The organism is Candidatus Pelagibacter sp. Uisw_113 (assembly GCF_047717815.1).
In the GTDB taxonomy this organism is placed as follows: domain Bacteria; phylum Pseudomonadota; class Alphaproteobacteria; order Pelagibacterales; family Pelagibacteraceae; genus Pelagibacter.
Window position 1 is genome coordinate 237289 of the sequence record NZ_CP159809.1, and the last position, 23760, is coordinate 261048.

A 23760-nucleotide genomic window follows, 5' to 3' on the forward strand; every position below is an offset into this window, starting at 1 on the left:
AATTATATAAAGTCTCATGGAACAAAAATTAAAAATTGGGATTGTAGGTGCTGGTATACAAGGTATTTCCAATGCGTTATTTTTACAAAAAAAAGGATTTAGGGTAACAATTTTTGATAGAGACGAGCCAGGAAGTCCTGCTGCATCGTACGGTAATGCTGGCCACTTTTCTCCATATGCATCTGTTCCTATAAATAGACCAGATGTTCTAACTGATGTCCCTGCGATGCTTTTAAGTTCTACAGGTCCACTTGCTCTTAAATGGAACTATGTTCCAAAAATGATACCTTGGTTTTTACAGTTTATTAGAAACTGCTCTACAAAACGAATGATGCATACTGCAAAAAATATGCATCAAATTTTAGATTTAGCATTACCTGCTTATGATGAATTATTTGATGAGATTGAGCTTGGAGGATTGGTTGAAAAAAAAGGTATTTTATATATTTGGAATGATCAAAGTTTAAAAAGTAGAGAACTAGAAATTAAAGTTAGAAATGAACTGGGTGTTGATCAGCAAGTAGTTACTCCAAAAGAAATTCATGATTTAGAGCCAAATATAAAACCGATCTATCATGGAGGTGTTTATTATCAGTATGGTAGACATGCTAGAAATCCTAAGAAAATTCTTTTAAAACTTTATGATCTTTTTTTGAAAAAGGGTGGCAAGTTTTTAAAAATGAACGTGAAAGACATAAATTTTAATGATGAGAAACCAGTTATAAAGGCTGAAACACAAAGCTTTCTTTTTGATAAAATTGTAATTGCATGTGGTTCATTTTCAAAAAAGTTAACAGATAATTTAGATGAAAAAATACCTCTTGATACTGAAAGAGGGTACCATGTTCATTTTAAAAATTGTGATCATCTTTTAAGTAGACCAGTAATTTTTCAAAATAGAGGATTTGGCATTACACCCATGGAGCAAGGGCTTAGAGTGGTAGGTACGGTAGAATTTGGTGGATTAGCTAATCCGTTATCAAAATCAAGAGTTAAAAACTTAATTAATAATGCAAAATATATGATGGGTGATTTACCCGAACATGAAGACGAGTGGCTTGGTTTTAGACCCACATTGCCAGATTACTTACCTGTAATAGGACCTTCAAAAAAGTACAAAAATGTTTTTTATTGTTTTGGACATCATCATTTAGGATGGACTTTAGGACCTATTTCAGGGAAAATAATCTCTGGAATGATTGCTGAAGAAAATACAAACTTAGATTTAAAGCCATATAGTTCTCTTAGGTTTAACTAAGTGATAAATAAAAATAATGTTGCTTATATTTTTTTATTTTTAGCAGCTTTCTTTTGGTCAGGAAATTTTTTAGTTGGAAAATTTGCTAGCCAATACCAAATACCTCCATTTTCATTAAATTTTTATAGATGGCTTTTTGCTTGGTTGATCTTAGCTCCATTTACAATTCAAGAGTTATTTAACAAAAGAAATTATATTTTAGAAAATTATAAATATTACACAGTTCTTGGAATAACGAGTGTTACCATATTTAATTCAATCGTCTATTATTCTTTAAACTTTACGCAAGTGATCAGTGGAGTTTTAATGATATCAACGATACCTGTAATGATCATTTTCATTTCATCAATTTTAAAAATTGAAAAAACAAATACTTTTCAAATATTGGGAGTGGCATGTTCTTTCATTGGAGTTGTTTTGATAATAACTAAAGCAAACCTTGGAATATTAATGAATTTAGATTTTAACAAGGGTGACATCACGATGGTTTTTGGAATGCTGTCTTGGGCTACTTATTCTGCTCTTTTAAAGAAAAAAAAACATGAACTATCTCAACTGGGATTACTAGAAGTGGTAATTTCATTTGGCTTTATTTTTTTAATACCAATATATTTTATAGAGTATCAAATGGGTTATAGAATTGCTTTAAATTATAACTTTTACATAATTTTATTTTATGTAGTTTTATTTCCAGGTCTTGCTTCTTTTATTTTTTGGATAAAGGGAGTTACTTTAATTGGTGCTAACAGAGCAGGCATTTTTTTACATATGATGCCTATTTTAAGTGCAATTATGGCAATGATTATTTTTAATGAAAAATTTATGTTTTATCATATGTTAGGTGCAATATTTATTTTAACCGGAATTCTTTTATCAAATAGAAAGATTAAAAATGCTTAAAGTTGCTATCTTAGATGATTACCAAAACGTATCTCACGAATTTGTTGATCTAAAAAAATTATCTGGAAAATATGAATTTAAGATATTCAGTGAACCCTTTGAAGATGAGGCGGACGCTATAGAGCAATTGGCTGACTTTGAAGCTTTATTAATAATGAGAGAACGAACTCTAATTACTAAAAATTTAATCGATAACCTTAATGATCTAAAATACATCATAACAAGTGGTTCGAGAAATAAGGCTATAGACTTAGTGGCAGCTAAAAAAAGAAAAATTATAGTATGCGGAACTGAGATTGGTTTTTCAGGTACATCTGAATTAACTTGGGGTTTAATCTTAGGTTTAGCTAGAAACTTTAAAGAAGAAATTGACAATATGTATCAAGGTTATTGGCAGTCAACTATTGGTTTTGAGCTTAAGGGAAAAATTTTAGGCTTAGTAGGACTTGGAAGAGTTGGATCACAAGTTGCTAAAATTGGAAAAGCTTTTGGTATGGAAGTTATGGCTTGGAGTGAAAATTTAAACCTAGATACATGTAAAGAATTAGATGTACTGCCATGTAGTAAAGAAGATTTATTTCAAAATTCTGATTTTCTATCCATTCATGTTCAGGGTGGAGAAAGATATAAAGAATTAATAAAATTAAAAGAGTTAGATACAATGAAGAAAACTGCTTTTTTAATTAACACTTCTAGAGGAAATATTATTAATGAAGATGATTTAATTATAGCACTTTCAACTAATGTTATTGCTGGAGCAGGACTAGATGTTTATGAAAAAGAACCTTTACCAGAAGGTAATAAGTTAAGATTTTTACCAAATGCATTATTAATGCCTCATGTTGGCTATGTTACTGCAGAAAATTATAGCGTATTTTATACACAAATGATCGAAGGGTTAGAAGCATGTGTAGCCGATAAACCTTTAAGAGTATTAGAATAAATTTATGACAACAAAAATTAATAAAGATCTTACAGCTGAACAAAAATTAGTTTTGTTTGAAGATGGAACAGAAGCACCAGGCACGAGCGAATTAAATCACGAGAAGAGAGAAGGTAGTTATCACTGTACTAATTGTGGTGAAAAATTATTTGACTCAAATGCTAAATATGAAAGTGGTTCAGGTTGGCCTTCATTCTATCAATCACTACCAGATGCTTTTGAAACTAAAACAGACACTCTATTGGGTTATGAGAGAGTAGAATATCATTGCAAAAAATGTGACGGCCATCATGGTCATATCTTTGAAGATGGACCTAAACCAACAGGCAAAAGATATTGTAATAACGGTGTTTGTTTAACCTTTAAGCCTAAAAATTAATTTATTTTAAAAGTTCTAGTAATTTATTTTCTTTTTCAAGAGCTCTAACATTATCGTAACCACCAATGTGTTGATCATCAAAGAAAATTTGAGGAATAGTTCTTTTACCATTAGCTTTAGCAATCATTTCATTCATTGCTCCATCTACTGTTGCAATGTTGATTTCTTTATATTCAACGTTGTTTCTAGTTAATAACTTTTTTGCTGCATCACAAAAATTACAAAGTGGACCTGTATAAATTGTTACTGATTTCATGACTTATAAATAATCATTCTTTTTAATTTTACTAGTAATTTCTTTTCTAGAGTATTCAAATTTTTTTCTATGTTTAATACTTTTTTGATTAACTCTTTTTCTCCACAATCTAAAAGATACTGGTTTTATAGAATGCCTCATAATCTTGATTACTTCAGCTTCTGTCTTCCCAGTTTTTTGCTCTATTTCTTCAAAGGTAATTCGGTCGGCCCAAGCAGCCCAGATGATCCAATCAGGATCTAATATATGGGGTTCTGGATTTTTAACCCTAGTTATGGGGGTGTGACCTTTTTTTTTCATAAATCCTCTATTTATATTATATTTGAAAAAAATGATTAATGCATTTTATTTAGGGTCGTGGTATCTTTAAATTAGATAGTCCATCTTAGCCATCTTTAGCTCCGGTTTTTTTGGACTATCCTCAAACCAAAAATGCTCCCTTTAAATTATTTCCTTTTTTTACAGATAATTTTATTTTTATTTATTACTCCTGGCACACCTAGAATTGTAATCATTTCATATTCCATGAATTATGGAGTTCAAAAATGTGTCTGGACAGCTCTTGGAGATGTTACAGCAAATATTATTCAAGCCACTTTAGTAATTTTTGTTTTAGGAACTTTTTTTGTCGATAATCCAAATTTTTTAAATATATTTAAGTGGATAGGAATTGCATACTTGCTCTATCTTGCTTACGATATTTATAATTCAAGACTTAAAGACGTAAGTTCAGATAATATTTCATCAAAAAATTTTTTTTCTTTTTTTAAAGATGGGTTTTTAGTTGCAGTAACAAGTCCTAAAGCTTGGATGTTCTTTCCATTAATATTTCCACAGTTTATTGACTTTAATTCAAATTATATTGTTCAATTTTTTATTTTAATCACAACGTATGTTGTTTTAGATTTTTTATCTCTAATTGCTTACGCCGTACTTGCTAGAAAGTTAATTATTTGGATAAAAGCAAATCCAAAAATTATTAATACAATTTCAGCGTGCGTATTAATTATAATTGCAATTATGATTGCAATTATTCAGAAGTATTAATTGATTATTAAAATAATTGTGGCAATTAAGTTTGTATGACGTTAGTTGTATTTTTATTCATTTAGATGTTAAATTGTTTTTTAAATTTAAAACTAATAAAGGAAGAAATAAAATGAAAATCAGAAATATACTAATTACTTTAGTTTCTGCAATTGCTCTTTTAATTTCAGCTTCAACTATATCTTTCGCGAAGGTAGTTGGAGATAAAATTATTTTAGGTGCAGCTGTTTCGTTAACCGGAAAATATTCATCTAATGGTGTTCATACTCAAAACGGCTATAACTTAGCAGTTGAAAGAATTAACAGCATGGGTGGTGTTAAAGTTGGTGGAAAAACTTACAAGTTTGATATTATTTATTATGATGATGAATCAAACTCTGGAAGAGCAGCTCAACTTGCAGAAAGATTAATCCAACAAGATGGTGTTAAGTTTATGCTTGGACCTTATAGCTCGGGGCTTACAAAAGCTATGGCTCCTGTAACTGAAAAATATGAAGTTCCCATGGTAGAAGCAAACGGTGCGTCTAGATCGTTATTCACTAAAGGTTACAAATATTTATTCGCAGTACTAGCTCCAGCTAACTTATATCTTGATGTAGCAATTGATCTTGCAGTTGAAAAAAATGGTGGAAAACCAGTTAAGATTGCAATGGCATTTGAACAAGACGCGTTCTCACAAGACGTGAGATTGGGTATTGTTGAGGCTGCTAAAAGAACAGGTTCTAAAATAATCATAGATGACAAGTTACCAAAAGAGCTTAACGATATGGCTGCTACTTTATCAAAGGTAAAAGCTACTAATCCAGATGTTCTTGTAGTTTCAGGTCATACTAAAGGTGCTTTGACAGCTGTTAGACAAATCTCAGAAATGAAAGTTGACGTGAAAATGTTAGCAATGACTCACTGTGATGCTGCTAAATTATCTAAGCAACATGGTAAAGCTTCCGAGTATGCACTTTGTGCTTCTCAATGGCATAAATCTCTATCATACAAAGACAACTACTTTGGTGGTGGTATGAAATATGATGCAGACTTTACTAAAGCATTTGGATATGCACCGCCATACCAAGCTGCCGAATCTTCTGCTGCTTTATTAGTTTTTAAAGATGCGTTCGAAAGAGCACAATCATTTGATACTAAAAAAGTTAGAGATGCTTTAGCTGCAACTGATATGCAAACTTTTTATGGAAACATAAAATTTGCTGCAGGTGGTCAAAACGTATCTAAGCCAATGGTGCTTTTTCAAGTATCATGTAACGATGATGGTAGTGTGTGTGAAAACAAAGTTGTAGCTCCGACAAAATGGGCATCAGCTGAGTTGGTACACCCAATTCCATCTTGGTCAGAAAGATAATACCTAATATGCAAAATGCTCCCTAGTAATAGGGGGCATTTTTTTATAAACATCTAAAGAATTTATGGATTTATTAATTTTCCAAGCTCCTATTTTAATGGTTCAAGCGTCAATGGACGGAATACTTCTTGGTATTTTGTTTGCATTAATCGCTTATGGAATGGCATTACAGTGGGGAGTAATGAATATAATAAACATTGCTCAAGGAGAGTTAGTAATCATGGGTGGATACATTGCATACTTCATGTATCTATCAGGAATTCACCCAGCATTTGGAGTGATTGTATCACCAATTATTATGTATTGTGTGGGTTGGGGAATGTACAAGCTTGTTATTAATAAGGTAGTAGACAAAGATTTGTTCACTTCAATACTTGCAACATTTGGAATTAGTATTTTAGCGCAGCAACTAATGAATTTTGCATTTGGTGCAGACGTAGTAGTTGCTCAATCAAACTTTGGAACAACAATGTTGTTTAATAATTCAGTAACTCTTCCTAATGCAAAGATATTCTCAGGAGCCATTTGTGTGATATCAGCAATTATTCTTGTGATCTATATGAAAAAATCAAAATTAGGTAGAGCAATTAGAGCAACTGCACAAAATGCAAGAGCAGCAAAAATTTTAGGTGTTGATACTGAGAAAGTTTACGCAGCAACTTTTGGTATTAATGCAGCATTATGTGGAATAGCAGGAGCTTGTATTGCAATTACATTTACACTTCATCCTTATACAGGATTACCTTACACAGTTAGATCTTTCATGATTGTAATTATTGCAGGACTTGGAAATTTACCAGCTGTTGCAATATCGGGAATGGGACTTGGTGTATTTGAAGAATGGGCAGATTATCTGCTTGGAACAGAATTTAGAATTGCAGCAGTATTCTCGTTACTAGTTATTATATTGGTTTATAGAAGGTTTAAATTAGCTCGAAAAAGAGAGTATTTAAAATAATGAATAAAAATACACTCTTATACGCAGGTTTAATAATTTTTGGTTTGGCTGGAGCGTTCATATTTCCAGCTTATAAACTTCAGCTTTCATTTCTTTATATATTAATTGTTTTAGCTATGACTTGGGATGTTCAAGGTGGACAGATGGGCTATAACACATTTGGTAATATATTATTTTTTGGTGTTGGAATGTATGTTGCTTCAAGTGCACAAATAGCAATGTTTTTTTCACTTGCTGAGTGGACTGATGCTGGTGGAGAAAAAACTTTTGTTCATACTATCCCTCAATTTTTTCAAGGTTTTGGTGTTGGCATATTATTAGCAGGAATTATTCCGACAATAATTGCAGGAGTAATTGGTTATGGGATTTTAGGCTTAAGAGGACATTACTTTGCAATTTGTACATTAGCATTAGGAATTGCTGCAGGTGAACTTGCGGGTGGAATTGAGATTATTGGTGCAGGTCAAGGTATGACGGTTCCAGTTTGGCCAAAAGGATTTGGATCTAACGCATCATCATCTCAGTTTTTATATTATTTGTGTTTTGCTCTTGCAGTTGTAACTTTTATTACTTTGAAGTGGGCCTACAGCACAAGATTTGGTTTAGTTTTAAATGCAATAAGAGACAATGAAGATAAAGCGGAAGCGATGGGAATTCACACCATGAGATATAAAATTATTGGCTGGATGGTATCAGCTTTCTTTGTTGGAATTGCTGGAGGATTAATGGGTCATATAAATGGATACATTGAACCAACTGAAATTGCATTTGCTGGACCAACGTTTGGTGTGTTCATGGTTTTAATGGCAATCCTTGGTGGTAAAGGAACTTTATGGGGACCACTTGTTGGTGCAACTATATTTCACTTATTTAAAGAGGGTTTTTGGACTTACTTTCTAGGCTGGCAGTATGTTGCTCTTGGAGTTTTAATTATTGTGATAGTAGTCTATTTTCCAGAAGGTGTAATGGGATGGTTAAGAGAAAAGTATCCTGAAAGATTTGGTGAAGTTGTAGATGAAGCTGACTTAAAAGCACAGGTGGAACTAAAGTAATGGCTATATTAGACATATCAAATGTAAGTAAGTCTTTTGGCGGTGTTAAAGCAAATGTTGATATTTCAATGTCAGTTGAGCAAGGTTCAATTGTTGGATTAATTGGTCCAAATGGATCTGGTAAAACTACTTTATTTAATTCAATTGTAGGAACTTATCCGATTGATAATGGTTCAATCAAATTTGATGGCACAGAGGTTTCAGAACTGCCAGTTCCTGTTGTCGCAAAACTTGGACTACTTAGAACATTTCAGCAAACTAGAATTTATGGAAAATTAAACTGTATTCAAAATATGTTAATCAGTAACAAACCTGAGAATGATGGAATATTAACAGTATTTCAAAAGATACCTTCAGATATAACAGATAAAGCTGAGATACTATTGAAATTTGTAGGGCTTCATCAAAAAAGAAAACTTAGAGCAGGAGATCTTTCATTTGGGCAGCAAAAATTGTTAGAACTTGCCATGGCATTAATGAATGAGCCTAAAATGCTTTTATTAGATGAACCAACAGCTGGAATTAACCCTACCTTAATCAATGGAATTATTGATCGTTTGATCAGTGTTAACAAGGACTATGGAATTACCTTATTAGTTATAGAGCATAATATGAAGGTAATAATGAATTTAGCACAAAGAGTTTTTTGTTTAGCGCATGGTCAAATGTTAGCTAATGGAACTCCAGATGAAATTAAAAATGATAAGCGTGTGCTAGACGCGTACTTGGGGGCACAATAATGTCAAATCAATATGATGTATTAGGAAAAGCACCAGGACCAGAAGAACTGAAAAAATTAGCACCAAATAATAACCATCTAACAATAAAAAAATTATCTGCTGGTTATGGTAAGATGGAAATTCTTCATGATTTTGATTTATGTGTTAGTAAAGCCCAATCACTATGTTTAATTGGTCCAAATGGAGCGGGTAAATCTACAATTCTTCACTCTATTTATGGATTTACAAATATTTTTTCAGGACAAATAGAAATTGATGGTAAAGAAATTACGAACTTAACCCCAGCTGAAAAACTTAGATCATGTGGAATAGCATACATCCTACAAGATAACTCAGTATTTCCAGACATGACTGTTGAGGAAAATTTACTAATGGGTGGCTATGCCAAAGAAAACACTGACGAGTCCTATCAAGAAGCTGAAAGAATTTTTGAAAAATATGAAAGATTAAGAAACAGAAGAAATCAACCAGCAAAAGTTTTATCTGGTGGTGAAAGAAGACTGTTAGAAATTTCTAGAGCATTAGTTATGAAGCCGTCAGTATTACTTGTGGATGAGCCATCTATCGGATTAGAGCCAAGATATATTGATATGGTTTTTGAAATTTTAAGAGATCTTCAACAAACAGAAAAGAAAACAATTATTTTAGTAGAACAAAATGCTAAGAAAGGATTGGAGTTTGCAGATATAGGTTACGTTTTAGTATCTGGACAAACTGCGATTGCTGGCAAGGGGGATGATTTATTAAAAAACCCTGATGTTGGTAGATTATTCCTTGGAGGCTAATGATTAATAAAGAATTTTTCTTTAGAGGTTTTAAATCAATTCTAGCTCCTGATAGTCCTGCACTTGCACTTGGTTGTTGCTTTATCGCCATAGGTGCACTTCTTAAAAATTTAGGTTTTAATATTCAAGAAAGTATTTTTTCAACTATGCTTACTTATGCATTACCTGGATCATTAGTAATGGCAGAGTCATTGTTAGTTGGAGCATCGTTATTAAATATTTTTTTAGCTGTGTGGTTTGTTAATGCTCGTCTCTATCCAATGGCTGTTTCTTTGTTTCCATTAATGATGCACAAAAGCCAACCAAAATGGAAATATTACTTTTCGTGTCATTTTATAGCAGTGTCAGCATGGTTAATTATGAAAAGTAATTATAAAAATATTGATAAAAAACATAGAATAGATTTTTGGATTGGCATTGGTTGTGCAACTTGGACTACAGCAGTAATAGCAACATTTATAGGGTTTTATGCATCAGATTATTTAGATAAAAATATGATGATGGGTTTAGCCATTTTAAACCCAATTTATTTTTTATGCATGATGGTCGGTGCAATGAAGACTATTCAAATTATAGCTTCAGTAATTTTAGGATTGTTATTAGGACCAATTTTTTATTTTCTATCTCCAGAATGGTCAATTTTATTAGGTGGACTTTTTGGTGGAACAATTGCTTATTTTATAGGAGAGTTAAATGTCAACTAGTATAGTTCTTGCAATTTTAGTTACGTCTCTTGCAACTTTTTCTTCTAGAATATTAGGAGTAATTTCATCAGAAGGAATAAAGGAAACTTCAAAATTATTTAGATGGTTTAATTGTCTTGCTTACTCAACATTAGCAGCATTAATAGCTAGGACAATTATATTTCCAGTAGGTGTTTTGTCTGATGCCAGTTATTTAAGTAGAATTGTTGTGGTTTTATTTTGTTTATTAATATTTTTTATTTCAAAAAGAAATTTTGTTTATCCAACTGTGATTTCTGCTATTATGATGACTATATTAAGTAATTATTTATAATGGAAAATATCACTGGAATAACAATAACTAAAAATCAAAATTCAAAAAGAATAATCGATATTAAGATTAATGATGAAATTATAGATAAATTAATATTTCCATTTAATAAATTTGATATTACTGCTCTTGAGTACAAACCATTCACTAGATTTACTATTGCTAAAAGTTTAGACGATTTAACTTCTAATAAATTAAGCAAATTACTCAATTCAATAGTGAGAGACAGAGACACAGGTTGCTTTATAATTGGACCAAAAAATATAAGTCCAAAAATTAATGATACTTTTTTAGTTAAACTATCAACGGCAATTGCTTATTTAATTGGCAATCCAAACCATGATGCAATGGCTGGAAAATATTATGCAAGATTTTTTGTCAAGCACGAAGATAAAAGTGATTCTTACTTAAGAAAAGCCTACGCAAATATGGATCTTCATACAGATGGGACATATATTAAGGAGACTACAGATTGGCTTCTTATGACTAAAATTGAAGAACAAAATGTGGAAGGAGGAGAAACAGCTATGCTTCATCTTGATGACTGGGAACATTGTAAAGATTTATTTGACGATCCAGTGGGTAAACAAAATTTTATTTGGAGTTCACCAAAAAGTAAAAATATAGAATACAAAGTTGAACATCCTATTTTCTCAATGGATGAAGAAGGCAGACCTCACATTTCATACATTGATCAATTTCCTGAACCTAGAAATATGGAACAAGGTATTTTTTTACAAAACCTGTCTGATGGTCTTGAAGAGAGTAAACATAAAGTAATTACAAAACTTAGTCCTGGCTCAATAATAGTTGCTAACAACTATTTTTGGCTACATGGCAGAAAGCCATTTAAAGAAAACAAAGAATTAGCTAGAGAACTTTTAAGAATCAGGGGAAGTTTTTTTGATAATTTATAAAAAAAATAAAAAACTATAGAAAACCACAAGTTGAAAATCTTGATAAAAATAAGGTTAAAATAATTAAAGGTCAAAAAAGCATGTATATATAGTTTTTTTAAGTGATATTTTTACAACATAAGCGCTAAAAAGTAGTTTTAAAAAATATATGGCTATCAAATAATGCCTAAATACCTATAAAACTAGTTATTAATATTAATAAAAAAAAGGATTCAATTATGAATAAATTAACTACAATTATAGCATCTACAGCGATTGCTATGTTGTCTTTTGCATCAACTGCAAACTCTCTTGAGTACAAAGTTGGTCTTACAGGACAAGCTACGGCTGTGTATGGTAATGTTGAAGAGACAATGAAAGACAGTGGAAAGAAGACTTCTGAAGAAGCTCTTGGAGCATTTTCTTATGCGTCAGGTTTTGCTGAAATAAGTATTGAATCAGCTTTGGGATTAACAATTGGTTTAGAATATAGTCCAGATCTTATGGAATTCCCTACAGCTGACAGAGTTATATCTACTGCTGCTCTTGATGTCGGTGGAGCAAATGTTGCTGTTACTGGTGAAAGTAGTGGAACTCAAACTATTAAAGCATCTGTTGAAGAAGCGCTTACTATGTATGTTGCTATGCCAATAATGGGTTCAGGCTTACATGTTAAAGTTGGTCTTACTCAAGCTACATTAAAAACTGAAGAAAGCTTAGCAACTGGATCAACTTACAAAGATGTTGATTTAGATGGAACTTCAGTAGGTATGTACTACGATGGTGACATCGGAGATATGGCTTTCTACAGAGTAGAAGGTTCTTACACAGAATATGATGATTTAAAACTTACTGGTTCTGAAGAGGGAGTAGCTTCTTCTGGTTCTTTTAACACAATCACGGGTGAGTTAGGTGGAGTAGCTGCTAAACTTTCTTTAGGTCTTAGATTCTAATACTTAAAAAGCCTATTAAAATTTGAAACCCCCGTATAAATACGGGGGTTTTTTTTTGTCCTAAATCAAAAAATAAATAAGATTAATTGGAACAATAAAACTTAATAATCTATATTAAAAAAATGAAATTAGGCTTTATTGGAACTGGTAAAATAGCAGCTTCTGTAATTACTGGAATTTACGATTCAAATATAACATTTTCAAAAATAATCATTTCAAAACGAAATAAGTTAATTGCTCAAAAACTTAAAAAAACTTTTAAAAAAATTATTATTGCTAAAAATAATCAGGAGATAGTAGATAATTGTAATTGGATTTTTCTATCAATTACACCAACCGTTGGGCAAAAAATTATCAAAGATCTTAAGTTTAGATCAAATCAAACTATTATTAGTTTCATTTCAACCATTAATTTAAACCAACTAAAAAAAGATATTAAAGTTAAAGCTCAAATTGTAAGAGCTATACCATTACCACCAATATCTTTAAAAAAAGGACCAGTACCTATCTGTCCGCCTAATAAAAAAGTTAAAGAATTTTTTAACAAAATTGGCACAACTGTTGAGATTAAAAATGAAAAATCTTCAATTAATTTTTGGTCTACATCTGGAATGATGGCCTCATTTTATGAATTACTAAGGGTAATGACTGAATGGTTAGTAAAAAAAGGAGTTAAGCAAAGTGATGCACAAAAGTATATAACATCTCTATTTTTAGCATTATCTGAAGATGCAGTTGTAAATTCTAAAAAAGATTTAAAATATTTAGTGAAAGAATCTCAAACCCCCAAAGGGTTAAATGAACAAGGTGTCAAAGAGCTAACAAAAGCTGGTTTTTATAAATCTTTAGAAAAAACTCTCAACAGCATACACAAAAGATTAAATAAATAAATTTCATGGATCAAGAACAGAATATCTTACAAATTGAAAATATATCTAAGTATTTTGGAGGTTTGGCTGCAGTTTCAGATTGCTCTTTAAAGATTAAGAAAGGATCTATTACAGGTATCATAGGACCTAACGGTTCAGGTAAAACTACGTTATTTAATTTAATTGCTGGAAATTTAAAATCCTCACAAGGAAAAGTATTATTTAATAACGAAGATATTACAGATGTTCCCTCCTATGAATTATTTTCTAAAGGAATTTTAAGAACGTTTCAAATAGCACATGAGTTCACTAATCTTTCTGTACTTGAAAATTTAATGATGGTTCCTGCAGATCAATCAGGTGAAAATTTAATGACAGCCTTACTTAAACCAAGCTTAGTTAGAACTGAAGAACTTGTGGTTAAGCAAAAAGCACAAGACGTAGTTGATTTCTTAAATTTGACACATCTATCAAATGAATTAGCTGGAAATTTATCGGGAGGTCAAAAGAAATTACTAGAACTTGGACGAACCATGATGGTTGATGCAAAATTAGTATTGCTTGATGAGGTAGGAGCTGGAGTTAATAGAACACTACTTAAAGATTTAGGAACTGCTATTCTTAAGCTTAATAAAGAAGAGGGGTACACATTTTGTATGATTGAACACGATATGGAGTTTATAAGTAGATTATGTAATCCTGTTATCGTTATGGCTGAAGGGTCAGTTTTATTTGAAGGTACTGCTGAAGAAGCTAAAAAAGATGAAAAGGTTATAGAAAGTTATTTAGGTAGAGGGTCAAAATTAAAGGATGAGAACTAATGGCTTTTTTTGAAGGTTTAAAAATGACAGGTGGTTATGGTACTGGACCTGATATCATTAATTCTTGTTCAGTTGACGTAAACAGAGGTGAAATAGTCTCAATCCTTGGACCCAATGGTGCAGGTAAATCAACAGCCATGAAAGCAATGCTAGGTCTTTTAAGTTTAAAATCAGGCTCAGTTATAATTGATGGAAAAGATATTTCAAAACTTTCACCACAAGATAGGGTGAGAGAGGGTATTTCATTTGTACCACAGACAAAAAATGTATTCTCTGGAATGAGTGTTGAAGAAAATTTAGAGATGGGCGCTTATTTAAGAGATGATAACTACCAAGAGATCATAGAAGAAATTTATGAACTCTTTCCAATATTAAGAGAGAAAAGAAATCAGTTAGTCGGTGAACTATCAGGAGGTCAAAGACAACAAGTAGCCCTTGGCAGAGCATTAATGATAAAGCCGTCTGTATTAATGTTAGATGAACCTACGGCTGGAGTTTCTCCAATTGTAATGGATGAATTATTTGATCATATAATTAAAGTAAAAAGAACTAATGTGGCAATTTTAATGGTCGAGCAAAATGCCAAACAAGCTCTTAATATTTCTGATCGAGGATATGTGTTGGTTACAGGTGAAAATAAATATTCAGGAACAGGAAAAGAATTATTAAACGATCCAAGAGTAAGAAGTTCTTTTTTAGGTGGATAGTATGGAATTTTTAAACGCAATTATATTATTATTAAATTACATTTTTATGCCAGCACTTACGTACGGCTCTCAACTAGCATTAGGTGCAATATTTGTAACTTTAATTTATGGAATTCTAAGGTTTGCTAATTTTGCAACTGGAGACATGATGGCTTTTGGTACAATGGTCACCATATTATTTACTTGGTATTTCCAATCACTTGGAATTTCTTTAGGAGTTTTACCAACAGCATTACTTGCCATCCCTTTTGCAATTGTTTTAACAATTGGGTACATGCTCTTAGTTGATAAATTTGTTTTTAGATATTATAGATTGAGCAAAAGTCCTCCTGTCCAGCTTGCAATGGTTAGTATTGGTGTGATGTTTGTAACTCAAGCTGTAGTTAGAATAATAATTGGTCCATCAGATCAAAGATTTTTTGATGGAGAAAAATTTATTATTAAAGCAGGTGAGTTTAAAGAAATGACAGGACTTAATGAAGGTTTAGCAATTAAATCTAGTCAGGTATTAACTATATTTGTAACAATTGTATTGGTTTCTATTTTATTTTGGTTTTTAAATAAAACTAAAACAGGAAAAAGCATGCGTGCTTATTCTGACAATGAGGATTTAGCTTTATTGTCTGGGATTGATCCTAAAAGAGTGGTTATGATTACTTGGATTATTGCAGGTATTTTGGCAACAATTGGTGGAGCTTTATATGGATTGGACAAAAGTTTTAAGCCATTTACATACTTTAATAACATGTTACCAATTTTTGCTGCAGCAATCGTGGGAGGTATTGGAAACCCGTTTGGAGCATTTTTAGGAGGATATGTCATAGCATTTTCAGAAATATTCTTAACTTATGCTTATAAAAAGTTTTTTATGTATGTTTTGCCAACGAGCATGGAGCCAGAAACTTTAGTTCAACTATTATCAACAGATTATAAATTTGCTGTCTCATTTTCTATACTGGTGATCGTCTTACTTTATAGACCTAATGGAATATTTAAAGGGAAGGTACTGTGAGAAAGCATTTAAATGTAATTATGGCCTACACAATAATGTTGGGGCTTATTATTTTAGTTGGAATATTTCAATCATGGAATGTAGCTCTATCAATTTTTAACATGTGCTTGATTTCTGCAGTAATGACTATGGGTGCAAATATTCAATGGGGATATGCAGGCTTAATCAATTTTGGTCTTATGGGTTATGCGGCATTAGGCGGATTAGCTGCAGTTTTGATATCTGTTGAACCTGTACAAGAGGCATGGGTTGCAGGTGGTTTTAGTATTTTAATGTCTTTGTGGTTAATAGTCGTGATGGTCTTTGCAATACGTTTTGTATTAAAAAATTTTGAAAAATCTAAAATTAGAACTTATGGTATTGCTGCAATTATTGTTGCTGGAATTATCATTATAAGAGTTACATCAGAGACAAGTATTGAAGCTATTGAAAATGTTAACCCAGCAACAACAGGATTTCTTGGCGGATTAGGATTACCAATTATGTTTTCTTGGATCGTAGGTGCATTTTTTGCAGCAGGTCTAGCATTTATAGTTGGTAAAGTTGCGTTAGGTTTGCGGGCAGACTACTTAGCCATTGCTACATTGTTAATATCAGAAATAGTTATAGCCATCATTAAACATGAAGATTGGTTAACAAGAGGTGTTAAAAATGTAATTGGACTGGATCGACCAGTACCTTATGAAATTGAACTCCAAACTAAAGAATGGTTTATAAATCTAGTTGCAAAATTTAATTCTGGAAAATTAGATTTAATTTCAAGTATTAATGATAAACAGGCAACTCTTAATCAATTAGTAATTGAGGGATCATCAGTTTTTGTAAAACTTTGTTATTCAGGTTTATTTTTAATTGTTGTTATAGCTTTATTAATAGTTACTCAAAAAGCTCTTTACTCCCCATGGGGAAGAATGATGCGTGCGATAAGAGATAATGAAGAAGCTGCTAACGCAATGGGAAAAAATGTTGTCAAACAACACTTATTAATTTTTATTTTAGGCTCAGCTATAGTTGGAATTGCTGGTGCCATGTTAGTTACTCAAGATGGTTTATTTACACCAGGTAGTTACCAGCCAATGAGGTATACTTTTTTAATCTGGGTTATGGTTATTGTAGGAGGAAGTGGAAACAATTTTGGAGCAATTTTAGGTGGTTTTGCAGTCTGGTTTTTGTGGATTGAGGCAGCACCAATTGCACTATTCTTAATTAATCTATTTACAGCAGGTTTAACAGACACGCATTCATTAAAAATTCATTTAATTGAAAGTGTTCCATACTTTAGATATTTAATGATGGGTATGGGTCTTTTACTGATCATGAGGTATCGACCTAAAGGTATACTTCCTGAGAAAATCGAAATAAAATAAATTTATTATGAAATATATTATACTCGGAGCTGCAGTAGCATGGGCTATGTACATCGGTGATAAATATTTTTTTTAATGAATAAAAATTTATGGCTGCTAATTTTAAGTCAGATTTTTGCTTTTACAGCAGCACCAGTGACAGTTTTTTTAAGTGGAATAATTGGTTCCCAGTTTAGTCCAGTAAAATCTTTGGCAACTCTACCGATGGCTTTATCAATTGTAGGTATAGCAATTTTTGCAATCTTTGCAGCAAAGGTTATGAGTATAATTGGTCGAAGAGCAGGCTTTATATTTGCATCAATCATTAGTTCATTGTCATCATTACTTGCTGCTTATTCAATAATTATTGAAAGTTTTATATTATTTAATTTTGCATGTTTTTTACTTGGGGCTGGGGTTGCGTTTAGTCATCAATATCGTTTTGCGGCTGTTGAAACAGTAAAAAAGGATATGGCACCAAAAGCTATTTCAATAATATTATTAGCAGGAATAGGTTCAGCTTTTATTGGACCAAATGTTGCTAATATAACAAAAGATATTATTGCTGAACATTTATATGCCGGTTCTTACATCGCACTTGCAGCTTTAACACTCACCTCAATAATTTTCTTATTATTCTATAAAGATGGACATAAACCAAATCGTATTAATAAAAAAACTTCACGTAGCTATCTAGAGTTAATTTCTCAACCAAGATTTCTACAGGCTTTAGTAGCATCTGCATTTGCATATGCGGTGATGTCATTTTTAATGACAGCTACACCAATAAGTATGCATGTAATGGAAAAAATAAGCTTAACTAAAACAGGGCTGGTAATCCAACTGCATATTGCAGCTATGTTTTTACCTTCACTGGTTACGGGTAATTTGATTAGAAAATTTGGACATAGTAAAATAATGTACGCTGGTGTCTTCTTATTTTTAATAACAGTTTTAACTAGTTTCTTTGATCAAAATTTTACTAATTATTTAATTGCATTAATATTTTTAGGATTTGGTTGGAACTTTTTATTTATATCTGGAACAAGTCTATTAGTTTTATCTTATAGGGAAAACGAAAAATTTAAGGCACAAGGATTTAATGATCTAATAGTTTATTCAATTCAAGCAACTGCGAGTTTATCTGCAGGAGTTTTCTTAACCTTAACAAGTTGGAAAACAATGAATTTAGTTTGTATAATATTTTTAATTTTAATTATTTTGTCAACATTAAGAGCTGATTTTAAAGAGAGAAAGTAAGATGGATTTACTAGCTTATTTTCAACTCAGCTTAATCGAAATTTATTTTGTAATATTTACTGTATTTATTGCATCTATTATAAGAGGGTTTAATGGCTTTGGCTTTTCAGCAATATGCATCTCAGGTTTTTCTTTTATTCTTCCAGCGATAGAAATAGTTCCAATTATTCTAATACTTGAGGTCATTATTAGTATTTTTATGGTTCCATATATATGGAACAAAATAGATTGGAATTTTGTTGTTAAACTATTATTTGGAATAATTATTGGCTCTCCTGTTGGCATTTATCTATTGAAATATTTAACCCCTGACGTCACACATCTATCTGTTTGTGTACTAATCATATTTTTCTCATTTTTATTAATGAGAGGCTACATAAATCAAAAGATTAATAACAATTATGGAAAATTCTTTACAGGAATAATTTCTGGAACATTAAATGGATTAACTACTTTAGGGGGAATGCCTGTTGCACTATTCTTATTAGTTACGAGCATTCAACCTGCGATAATCAGAGGTTCATTAGCAGCATTATTTTTCTTAACAGATATTTATGCTTTTACTCTTAGTTTTTTTGCTGGAATTGTAGATGTCACAACTATTTATAGAACTACTCCACTGATTATTATTTTACCAATAGGTGTTTATATTGGTGATAAATTTTTTATTAAAAGTAAAGAGGAGACTTATAGAAAAGTTGTTTTTTACTTTCTAATATTCATCTCAATATTTGGGTTTTTTAGGATTATCAGCAATTTTTAGATAAAAAAAACCCTCTGCAATTTTCACTGCTGAGGGTTTTAAAACTAAAATTTTAATTATCTTTGTTTTTTATTTTTAAATTTTCCACTTTTGATTTCTTTCTCTAAGAAAGAACCTTCAGCTTCACCAACGCTAGTAAAAGAAACTCCAGTTGCACCTTCGTAGTCAACTTTTTTACCTTTAGCTAATAAATCTAAACCTTTTTTAAGTTCACCTGGATAAATTTTAGTTCCAGGACCGTTAGCAACATCCATTACATTCTTAGCAATAGAAGCTCTATCAGCCGATCCACCTGCTTGCATCGCAAGAACGATTAAAGCTGCTGCATCATAAGATTCACCAGTATAAGGTCCAGACGAGTCGATACCGGCTGCTTTAGCAACAGACGCAAAAGTACCTGCTGTTTTTTCATTCATTGAACCAGGCATTGAACCAAAAGATTTATTTAAATCTTTTCCAAAAGCATCAGTTAACGAGTCACCAATCATACCATCAGATAAAATAAATTTATCAAATGCACCAGAGTCTAAAGAACCTTGAATAATTCCTTTTCCACCTTGGTCTAGGTAACCAATTACTGCTACCGCATCACCACCTGCTGACGCTAAAGTAGCTACTTCAGATGAGTAATCAGCTTTTCCATCTTCATGAGCGGATACAATTGTTACTTTAATACCATGAGCTTTTACAGCTGCTGCATAAACATCAGCTAAACCTTTTCCATAGTCATTGTTAGTGTAAGTAATTGCTACACTTTTGATTTTTCTGTCTTTAGTAATATCAGCTAAAATCTGACCACCTCTAGCATCAGATGGGGCTGTTCTAAAAAAGAAACCCTTATCATCTAAAGCTGTAAGTCCTGGTGAAGTTGCTGATGGTGAAATCATTACTACACCATTTGGTACAGCAACATTAGATGCGATAGCACCAGTTACACCTGAACAGTCAGCACCCATAATTGCTGCAACACCTTGTGCAATAACACCTTCTGCTGCTGCTGTTGCTGCTGCTGAATCAACACAAGTTGAGTCTGCTCTTACTACTGAAATAGTTTCTCCACCTAATAGTGAACCTGAATCAGAAGCTTCTTTAAATGCAAGTTCTGCAGATGCAGCCATAGCTGGTGTTAGAGATTCAATAGGACCAGTAAATCCTAGGATGATACCCATCTTAACTTCTGCGAATGTATTCGTTGTAAAAGTAGAAACGAATATAAATGCAGCAATAAATAGTTTTTTCATTATTTTCCTCTTTGATTGTTAACAATTTATAAAAAACCAATTAAATTACGATTAATCTAATAATTCAATGGATAAATTATCTTATTTTTTGAAGCTGATAGACTGAAATAATCACAATAGCCCCACCAATAGTACTTAATATCGTAGGAATTTCTCCAAAAATTAAGAAAGTTAGAATTAAACCAAATATTGGAAATAGAGAATAGAAGGGCATAACTTTATTAACTGAATAAAATTTATAGAGATAAAATAAAGAAGTATGAGCAATAACGGAGACAGTTACTCCATTATGAAGCAAAAGAAACCACGTTTTTATATCAATATCTTTTAAATGATTAATTGTATTTCCTTCAGTAAAAATTGAAAATATTAAGATGGTAATAAAGCCTGTAAGTCCCATGATCATATTTGAAAACTTTACATCAACTTCTTTGATGTACCTTGATAACACATTTGCAATCCCATAAAAAAAAGCAGAAATGCCACATAAAAAAAGTGCATAAATTTCTCCTTTTAAATTTGGGTCATAACCAATTAGAAAAATCCCAAAAAAAGAAATAAGTATTAGTATCCACTGTTTCGTACTAACTTTTTCACCAAGAAAAATTGAGCTTACAAGAATAGCAAAGGGTACTGCTAGTTGAGCTCCAATAATAATAGGAGCAACTAAAGTTGCTTTACCTAATGATAAATTTAAAAAAAATATAACTCCAAAGCCCATAGTTAATGAAAAACCTGTTAAAGGAAAAAAATATTTTTTATCTGGGATTTTAAATTTACAAAATGGAATGAGAAAAATAAAAAGTATAAACATTCTTATGGATCCTGCTAACATGGGTGGTAAGGACGTATTTAAAGCAAGCTTGTTTACTGGATATGAACTTCCAAAAATAAACATAATAAATAAAACTAAAAAATAATGTCGTGTAGTCAAAAAATTAACCCATTGTGAATGGATCTGTCATCGGCTTTTCCGAAGAATTATACCATGTTGTCTTTATTCTTGTATATTCTTTGATGGATTCAATTCCTGCTTCTTTACCGTAGCCACTATCTTTAATTCCTCCAAAGGGAGCCATGGGTGAAATTAATCTATATGTATTTACAAATACTATTCCAGCTCTTACTGCCTTTGAAACTCTCATACCTCTCCCAAGGTTTGATGAATAAACCCCAGAAGATAATCCATATTTATTATCATTCATTAATTTAATAACCTCTTGCTCTGTATCAAATTTCATAACAGATAATACTGGACCAAATAATTCATTTTCAGCAGTAGGTAAGTTATGATTTTTACATTCAATTATTGTAGCTGGAAAATAATAGCCTTTATTAGATATATTTGATCTTTTTCCTCCACATCTAATTTTTCCACCTTGTTCAATGGTAACTTTAATATTTCTTTCAATATTTTCTAATTGTTTGAAACTATTTAAAGGACCCATTTGAGTATCTTTATTCATCGGGGCGCCTAGTTTTATTTTTTTAGCTTTTGTGACTAACTTATCTAAAAATTCATCATAAATTCTTGATTGAATATAAAGTCTTGATCCAGCAATACAGCTTTGACCACTTGCACCAAAAATGCCAGCAGTAATTCCATTAAGTGCATTCTCTTGTTCAGCATCATTAAATACTACAACAGGACTTTTTCCACCTAGTTCTAAGCTTACTTGTGATAAATTTTCAGCTGAATTTTTTACGATATGTTTGGCAGTTTCTGGACCACCTGTGAATGCAATTCTCTCCACAAGGTTATGTGTAGTTAGGGCTTTACCACAAGGGTCACCTAAACCAGTAATTATGTTAACCACTCCTTTTGGTATTCCTGATTTTTCAACTAATTTTGCAAATTCTAATAAAGTTACAGGTGCAAGTTCGGATGCTTTTATTACAACGGTATTTCCCATGGCTAATGCAGGGGCAAGTTTAACAGCTGTTAATAACATTTGGGAGTTCCATGGAATGATTGCGGCAACCACACCAATAGGTATTCGAGTAGTTGTTACTTGCATGTCTGGTTTGTCAATTGGTACGACTGTTCCTTCAACTTTATCAGCAAGACCTGCAAAGTAATCATAGTATTCAGCAATATAATTAGCTTGTGTTTTAGTTTCTCTAAAAATTTTTCCTGTATCAATAGTTTCTATAGTTCCAAGATGTTCAGCATTCTCTCTGAGTAAGTTTGCTAGAGATCTTAAATATTTAGCTCTATCTCTTGGATGTAAATTAGACCAGGAGTTATCAAAAGCTTTTTGTGCAGCCTTAACAGCTTTATCTACATCTTTTGCATCTGCTTCAGGTACAGTTGCCCAAACTTCATTATTCTCTGGGTTTAAAGTTTCAATAGTTTTACCAGACTCAGACTCAACCCATTGACCGTCTATGTACATTTTAAAGTTTTGAATTTTTGTCATTTAATTATTAATAAAATTTTTAAGATTTATATTAACATCATCTGCACACTCTATACTACAAAGATGTTTCCCATTATTTATTTCAGTAAAACTTGAATTTATTAAATCATTAGATAAAGATTTTGACATCTCAACTGTTGAACCTAAATCATCTGACCCTGTCATCACCAGAGTTTTAGTTTTTATACTTTTAATCATAGCTATATCATCTTGATGATAAGCAAATAGTTTATAAGCTTTTAAAAAATTTAAATGATCTTCATTTTTTTTTGTTAAGATCTTTATAAATTGATCATAAATTTCTGGATGGTTATCTAGATATTTATCTGTGAACCATCTTTTTAGTGCTTGTTTTGAAATAGGTTTATTTGACTTAGCTTGCTCAAATCTTTCTATGACTAAACTTCTTTGCTCTATAGTTCTTTTATATGTTGTTCCTATTAATGTAAGGCTTTTTAATTTATCTTGAAATTTTGAAGCAAAATCTAATGCAACTAATGAACCTAAAGAGAAACCTACAAGATTAATTTTATCAATTTTTAAAAACTTTAATAAATAGTCTAGTTGATCTGAAAAATCATTTAATGTGATCTCTTCTTTATTGTAAGGAGTTTTTCCGTGCCCTAATAAATCATAGGTAATTATTGAATGATCACTTAAGGAGTTTACTTGAGAGTCCCACATTTTTTGATCTAGACCAACACCATGAACGAAAACTAATGGCTCAGTTTTATTATCAATGAATGAATGATAATTTTGATTAGGATCAAAATTGTGAGGCATTAA

Annotated in this window: 27 protein-coding genes; 21 read left to right on the plus strand and 6 right to left on the minus strand. The window is 31.6% G+C overall.

The window, feature by feature from the left end:
* The first annotated feature begins 16 nt into the window (after positions 1-16).
* Genes ABXT39_RS01215 through msrB form a run of 4 tightly spaced genes read left to right on the plus strand, consistent with a single transcriptional unit; the run spans position 17 to position 3480 of the window.
* A complete protein-coding gene (locus ABXT39_RS01215; RefSeq protein WP_415295391.1) occupies positions 17-1258 on the plus strand; it encodes an NAD(P)/FAD-dependent oxidoreductase in 1242 nt (413 codons plus the stop codon).
* Complete coding sequence (locus ABXT39_RS01220; RefSeq protein ID WP_415295393.1) at positions 1259-2158, plus strand: DMT family transporter; 900 nt, start codon at positions 1259-1261, stop codon at positions 2156-2158. It begins immediately after the preceding gene.
* Positions 2151-3101: a D-2-hydroxyacid dehydrogenase family protein gene (locus ABXT39_RS01225; protein ID WP_415295395.1), complete on the plus strand. Its 951-nt coding sequence runs from the start codon at positions 2151-2153 to the stop codon at positions 3099-3101. Before ABXT39_RS01220 ends, ABXT39_RS01225 begins: the two co-directional genes overlap by 8 nt.
* Before the next feature lie 4 nt (positions 3102-3105).
* A complete protein-coding gene (msrB, locus tag ABXT39_RS01230) occupies positions 3106-3480 on the plus strand; it encodes a peptide-methionine (R)-S-oxide reductase MsrB (RefSeq protein WP_415295397.1) in 375 nt (124 codons plus the stop codon).
* 1 nt (position 3481) lies between these two features.
* Here the strand turns inward: msrB and grxC are convergent, their stop codons facing one another.
* Both grxC and ABXT39_RS01240 read right to left on the minus strand, forming a co-directional pair.
* The gene (grxC, locus tag ABXT39_RS01235; RefSeq protein WP_415295399.1) at positions 3482-3736 is read right to left on the minus strand and encodes a glutaredoxin 3; all 255 of its coding nucleotides are present in this window, start codon (positions 3734-3736) and stop codon (positions 3482-3484) included.
* Between the two features lie 3 nt (positions 3737-3739).
* On the minus strand, positions 3740-4036 hold the full coding sequence (locus ABXT39_RS01240) for a TIGR03643 family protein (RefSeq protein ID WP_415295401.1): 297 nt from the start codon (positions 4034-4036) through the stop codon (positions 3740-3742).
* A gap of 132 nt (positions 4037-4168) precedes the next feature.
* Between ABXT39_RS01240 and ABXT39_RS01245 the strand changes: the two genes are divergently transcribed.
* The 17 genes from ABXT39_RS01245 (at position 4169) to ABXT39_RS01325 (ending at position 19313) form a co-directional block, all read left to right on the plus strand.
* On the plus strand, positions 4169-4783 hold the full coding sequence (locus tag ABXT39_RS01245) for a LysE family translocator (RefSeq protein ID WP_415295403.1): 615 nt from the start codon (positions 4169-4171) through the stop codon (positions 4781-4783).
* Positions 4784-4895: 112 nt separating this feature from the next.
* Positions 4896-6137, plus strand: coding sequence for an amino acid ABC transporter substrate-binding protein (locus ABXT39_RS01250; RefSeq protein ID WP_415295405.1), 1242 nt, complete (start codon positions 4896-4898; stop codon positions 6135-6137).
* Between the two features lie 64 nt (positions 6138-6201).
* A complete protein-coding gene (locus tag ABXT39_RS01255) occupies positions 6202-7095 on the plus strand; it encodes a branched-chain amino acid ABC transporter permease (RefSeq protein WP_415295407.1) in 894 nt (297 codons plus the stop codon).
* Positions 7095-8147 carry a branched-chain amino acid ABC transporter permease gene (locus ABXT39_RS01260; RefSeq protein WP_415295409.1) on the plus strand — a complete coding sequence of 351 codons (1053 nt, stop codon included), beginning with the start codon at positions 7095-7097 and terminating at the stop codon, positions 8145-8147. The genes ABXT39_RS01255 and ABXT39_RS01260 overlap by 1 nt, the downstream gene beginning before the upstream one ends.
* On the plus strand, positions 8147-8887 hold the full coding sequence (locus ABXT39_RS01265; protein WP_415295411.1) for an ABC transporter ATP-binding protein: 741 nt from the start codon (positions 8147-8149) through the stop codon (positions 8885-8887). The genes ABXT39_RS01260 and ABXT39_RS01265 overlap by 1 nt, the downstream gene beginning before the upstream one ends.
* The gene (locus ABXT39_RS01270; protein ID WP_415295413.1) at positions 8887-9672 is read left to right on the plus strand and encodes an ABC transporter ATP-binding protein; all 786 of its coding nucleotides are present in this window, start codon (positions 8887-8889) and stop codon (positions 9670-9672) included. Before ABXT39_RS01265 ends, ABXT39_RS01270 begins: the two co-directional genes overlap by 1 nt.
* The gene (locus ABXT39_RS01275; RefSeq protein ID WP_415295415.1) at positions 9672-10376 is read left to right on the plus strand and encodes an AzlC family ABC transporter permease; all 705 of its coding nucleotides are present in this window, start codon (positions 9672-9674) and stop codon (positions 10374-10376) included. Before ABXT39_RS01270 ends, ABXT39_RS01275 begins: the two co-directional genes overlap by 1 nt.
* A complete protein-coding gene (locus ABXT39_RS01280) occupies positions 10366-10689 on the plus strand; it encodes an AzlD domain-containing protein (protein ID WP_415295416.1) in 324 nt (107 codons plus the stop codon). The genes ABXT39_RS01275 and ABXT39_RS01280 overlap by 11 nt, the downstream gene beginning before the upstream one ends.
* Entirely contained in the window at positions 10689-11603 is a 915-nt protein-coding gene (gene glaH / locus ABXT39_RS01285; RefSeq protein WP_415295418.1) for a glutarate dioxygenase GlaH, read from the plus strand. Before ABXT39_RS01280 ends, glaH begins: the two co-directional genes overlap by 1 nt.
* A 218-nt stretch (positions 11604-11821) precedes the next feature.
* Entirely contained in the window at positions 11822-12535 is a 714-nt protein-coding gene (locus ABXT39_RS01290) for a hypothetical protein (RefSeq protein ID WP_415295420.1), read from the plus strand.
* Between the two features lie 122 nt (positions 12536-12657).
* Positions 12658-13425, plus strand: a complete 768-nt coding sequence (locus ABXT39_RS01295; RefSeq protein ID WP_415295422.1) for a pyrroline-5-carboxylate reductase — start codon at positions 12658-12660, stop codon at positions 13423-13425.
* A 5-nt stretch (positions 13426-13430) separates the two neighbouring features.
* Positions 13431-14225 (plus strand): ABC transporter ATP-binding protein, encoded by a 795-nt coding sequence (locus tag ABXT39_RS01300; protein ID WP_415295424.1) that lies wholly within the window; start codon positions 13431-13433, stop codon positions 14223-14225.
* Positions 14225-14932, plus strand: coding sequence for an ABC transporter ATP-binding protein (locus ABXT39_RS01305; protein WP_415295425.1), 708 nt, complete (start codon positions 14225-14227; stop codon positions 14930-14932). Before ABXT39_RS01300 ends, ABXT39_RS01305 begins: the two co-directional genes overlap by 1 nt.
* A 1-nt stretch (position 14933) precedes the next feature.
* Positions 14934-15944 carry a branched-chain amino acid ABC transporter permease gene (locus ABXT39_RS01310; RefSeq protein ID WP_415295427.1) on the plus strand — a complete coding sequence of 337 codons (1011 nt, stop codon included), beginning with the start codon at positions 14934-14936 and terminating at the stop codon, positions 15942-15944.
* A gap of 35 nt (positions 15945-15979) precedes the next feature.
* The gene (locus ABXT39_RS01315; RefSeq protein WP_415295915.1) at positions 15980-17311 is read left to right on the plus strand and encodes a branched-chain amino acid ABC transporter permease; all 1332 of its coding nucleotides are present in this window, start codon (positions 15980-15982) and stop codon (positions 17309-17311) included.
* A 75-nt stretch (positions 17312-17386) separates the two neighbouring features.
* On the plus strand, positions 17387-18550 hold the full coding sequence (locus ABXT39_RS01320) for an MFS transporter (RefSeq protein WP_415295428.1): 1164 nt from the start codon (positions 17387-17389) through the stop codon (positions 18548-18550).
* A gap of 1 nt (position 18551) precedes the next feature.
* The gene (locus ABXT39_RS01325; protein ID WP_415295429.1) at positions 18552-19313 is read left to right on the plus strand and encodes a sulfite exporter TauE/SafE family protein; all 762 of its coding nucleotides are present in this window, start codon (positions 18552-18554) and stop codon (positions 19311-19313) included.
* Positions 19314-19369: 56 nt separating this feature from the next.
* Here the strand turns inward: ABXT39_RS01325 and ABXT39_RS01330 are convergent, their stop codons facing one another.
* The 4 genes from ABXT39_RS01330 to ABXT39_RS01345 form a co-directional block, all read right to left on the minus strand.
* Complete coding sequence (locus ABXT39_RS01330) at positions 19370-20554, minus strand: ABC transporter substrate-binding protein (protein WP_415295431.1); 1185 nt, start codon at positions 20552-20554, stop codon at positions 19370-19372.
* Positions 20555-20630: 76 nt separating this feature from the next.
* Positions 20631-21488 carry a DMT family transporter gene (locus tag ABXT39_RS01335; protein ID WP_415295432.1) on the minus strand — a complete coding sequence of 286 codons (858 nt, stop codon included), beginning with the start codon at positions 21486-21488 and terminating at the stop codon, positions 20631-20633.
* Positions 21489-21492: 4 nt separating this feature from the next.
* Positions 21493-22974, minus strand: coding sequence for an aldehyde dehydrogenase (locus tag ABXT39_RS01340; protein WP_415295433.1), 1482 nt, complete (start codon positions 22972-22974; stop codon positions 21493-21495).
* Entirely contained in the window at positions 22975-23757 is a 783-nt protein-coding gene (locus ABXT39_RS01345; RefSeq protein WP_415295434.1) for an alpha/beta fold hydrolase, read from the minus strand.
* Positions 23758-23760 lie beyond the last annotated feature (3 nt).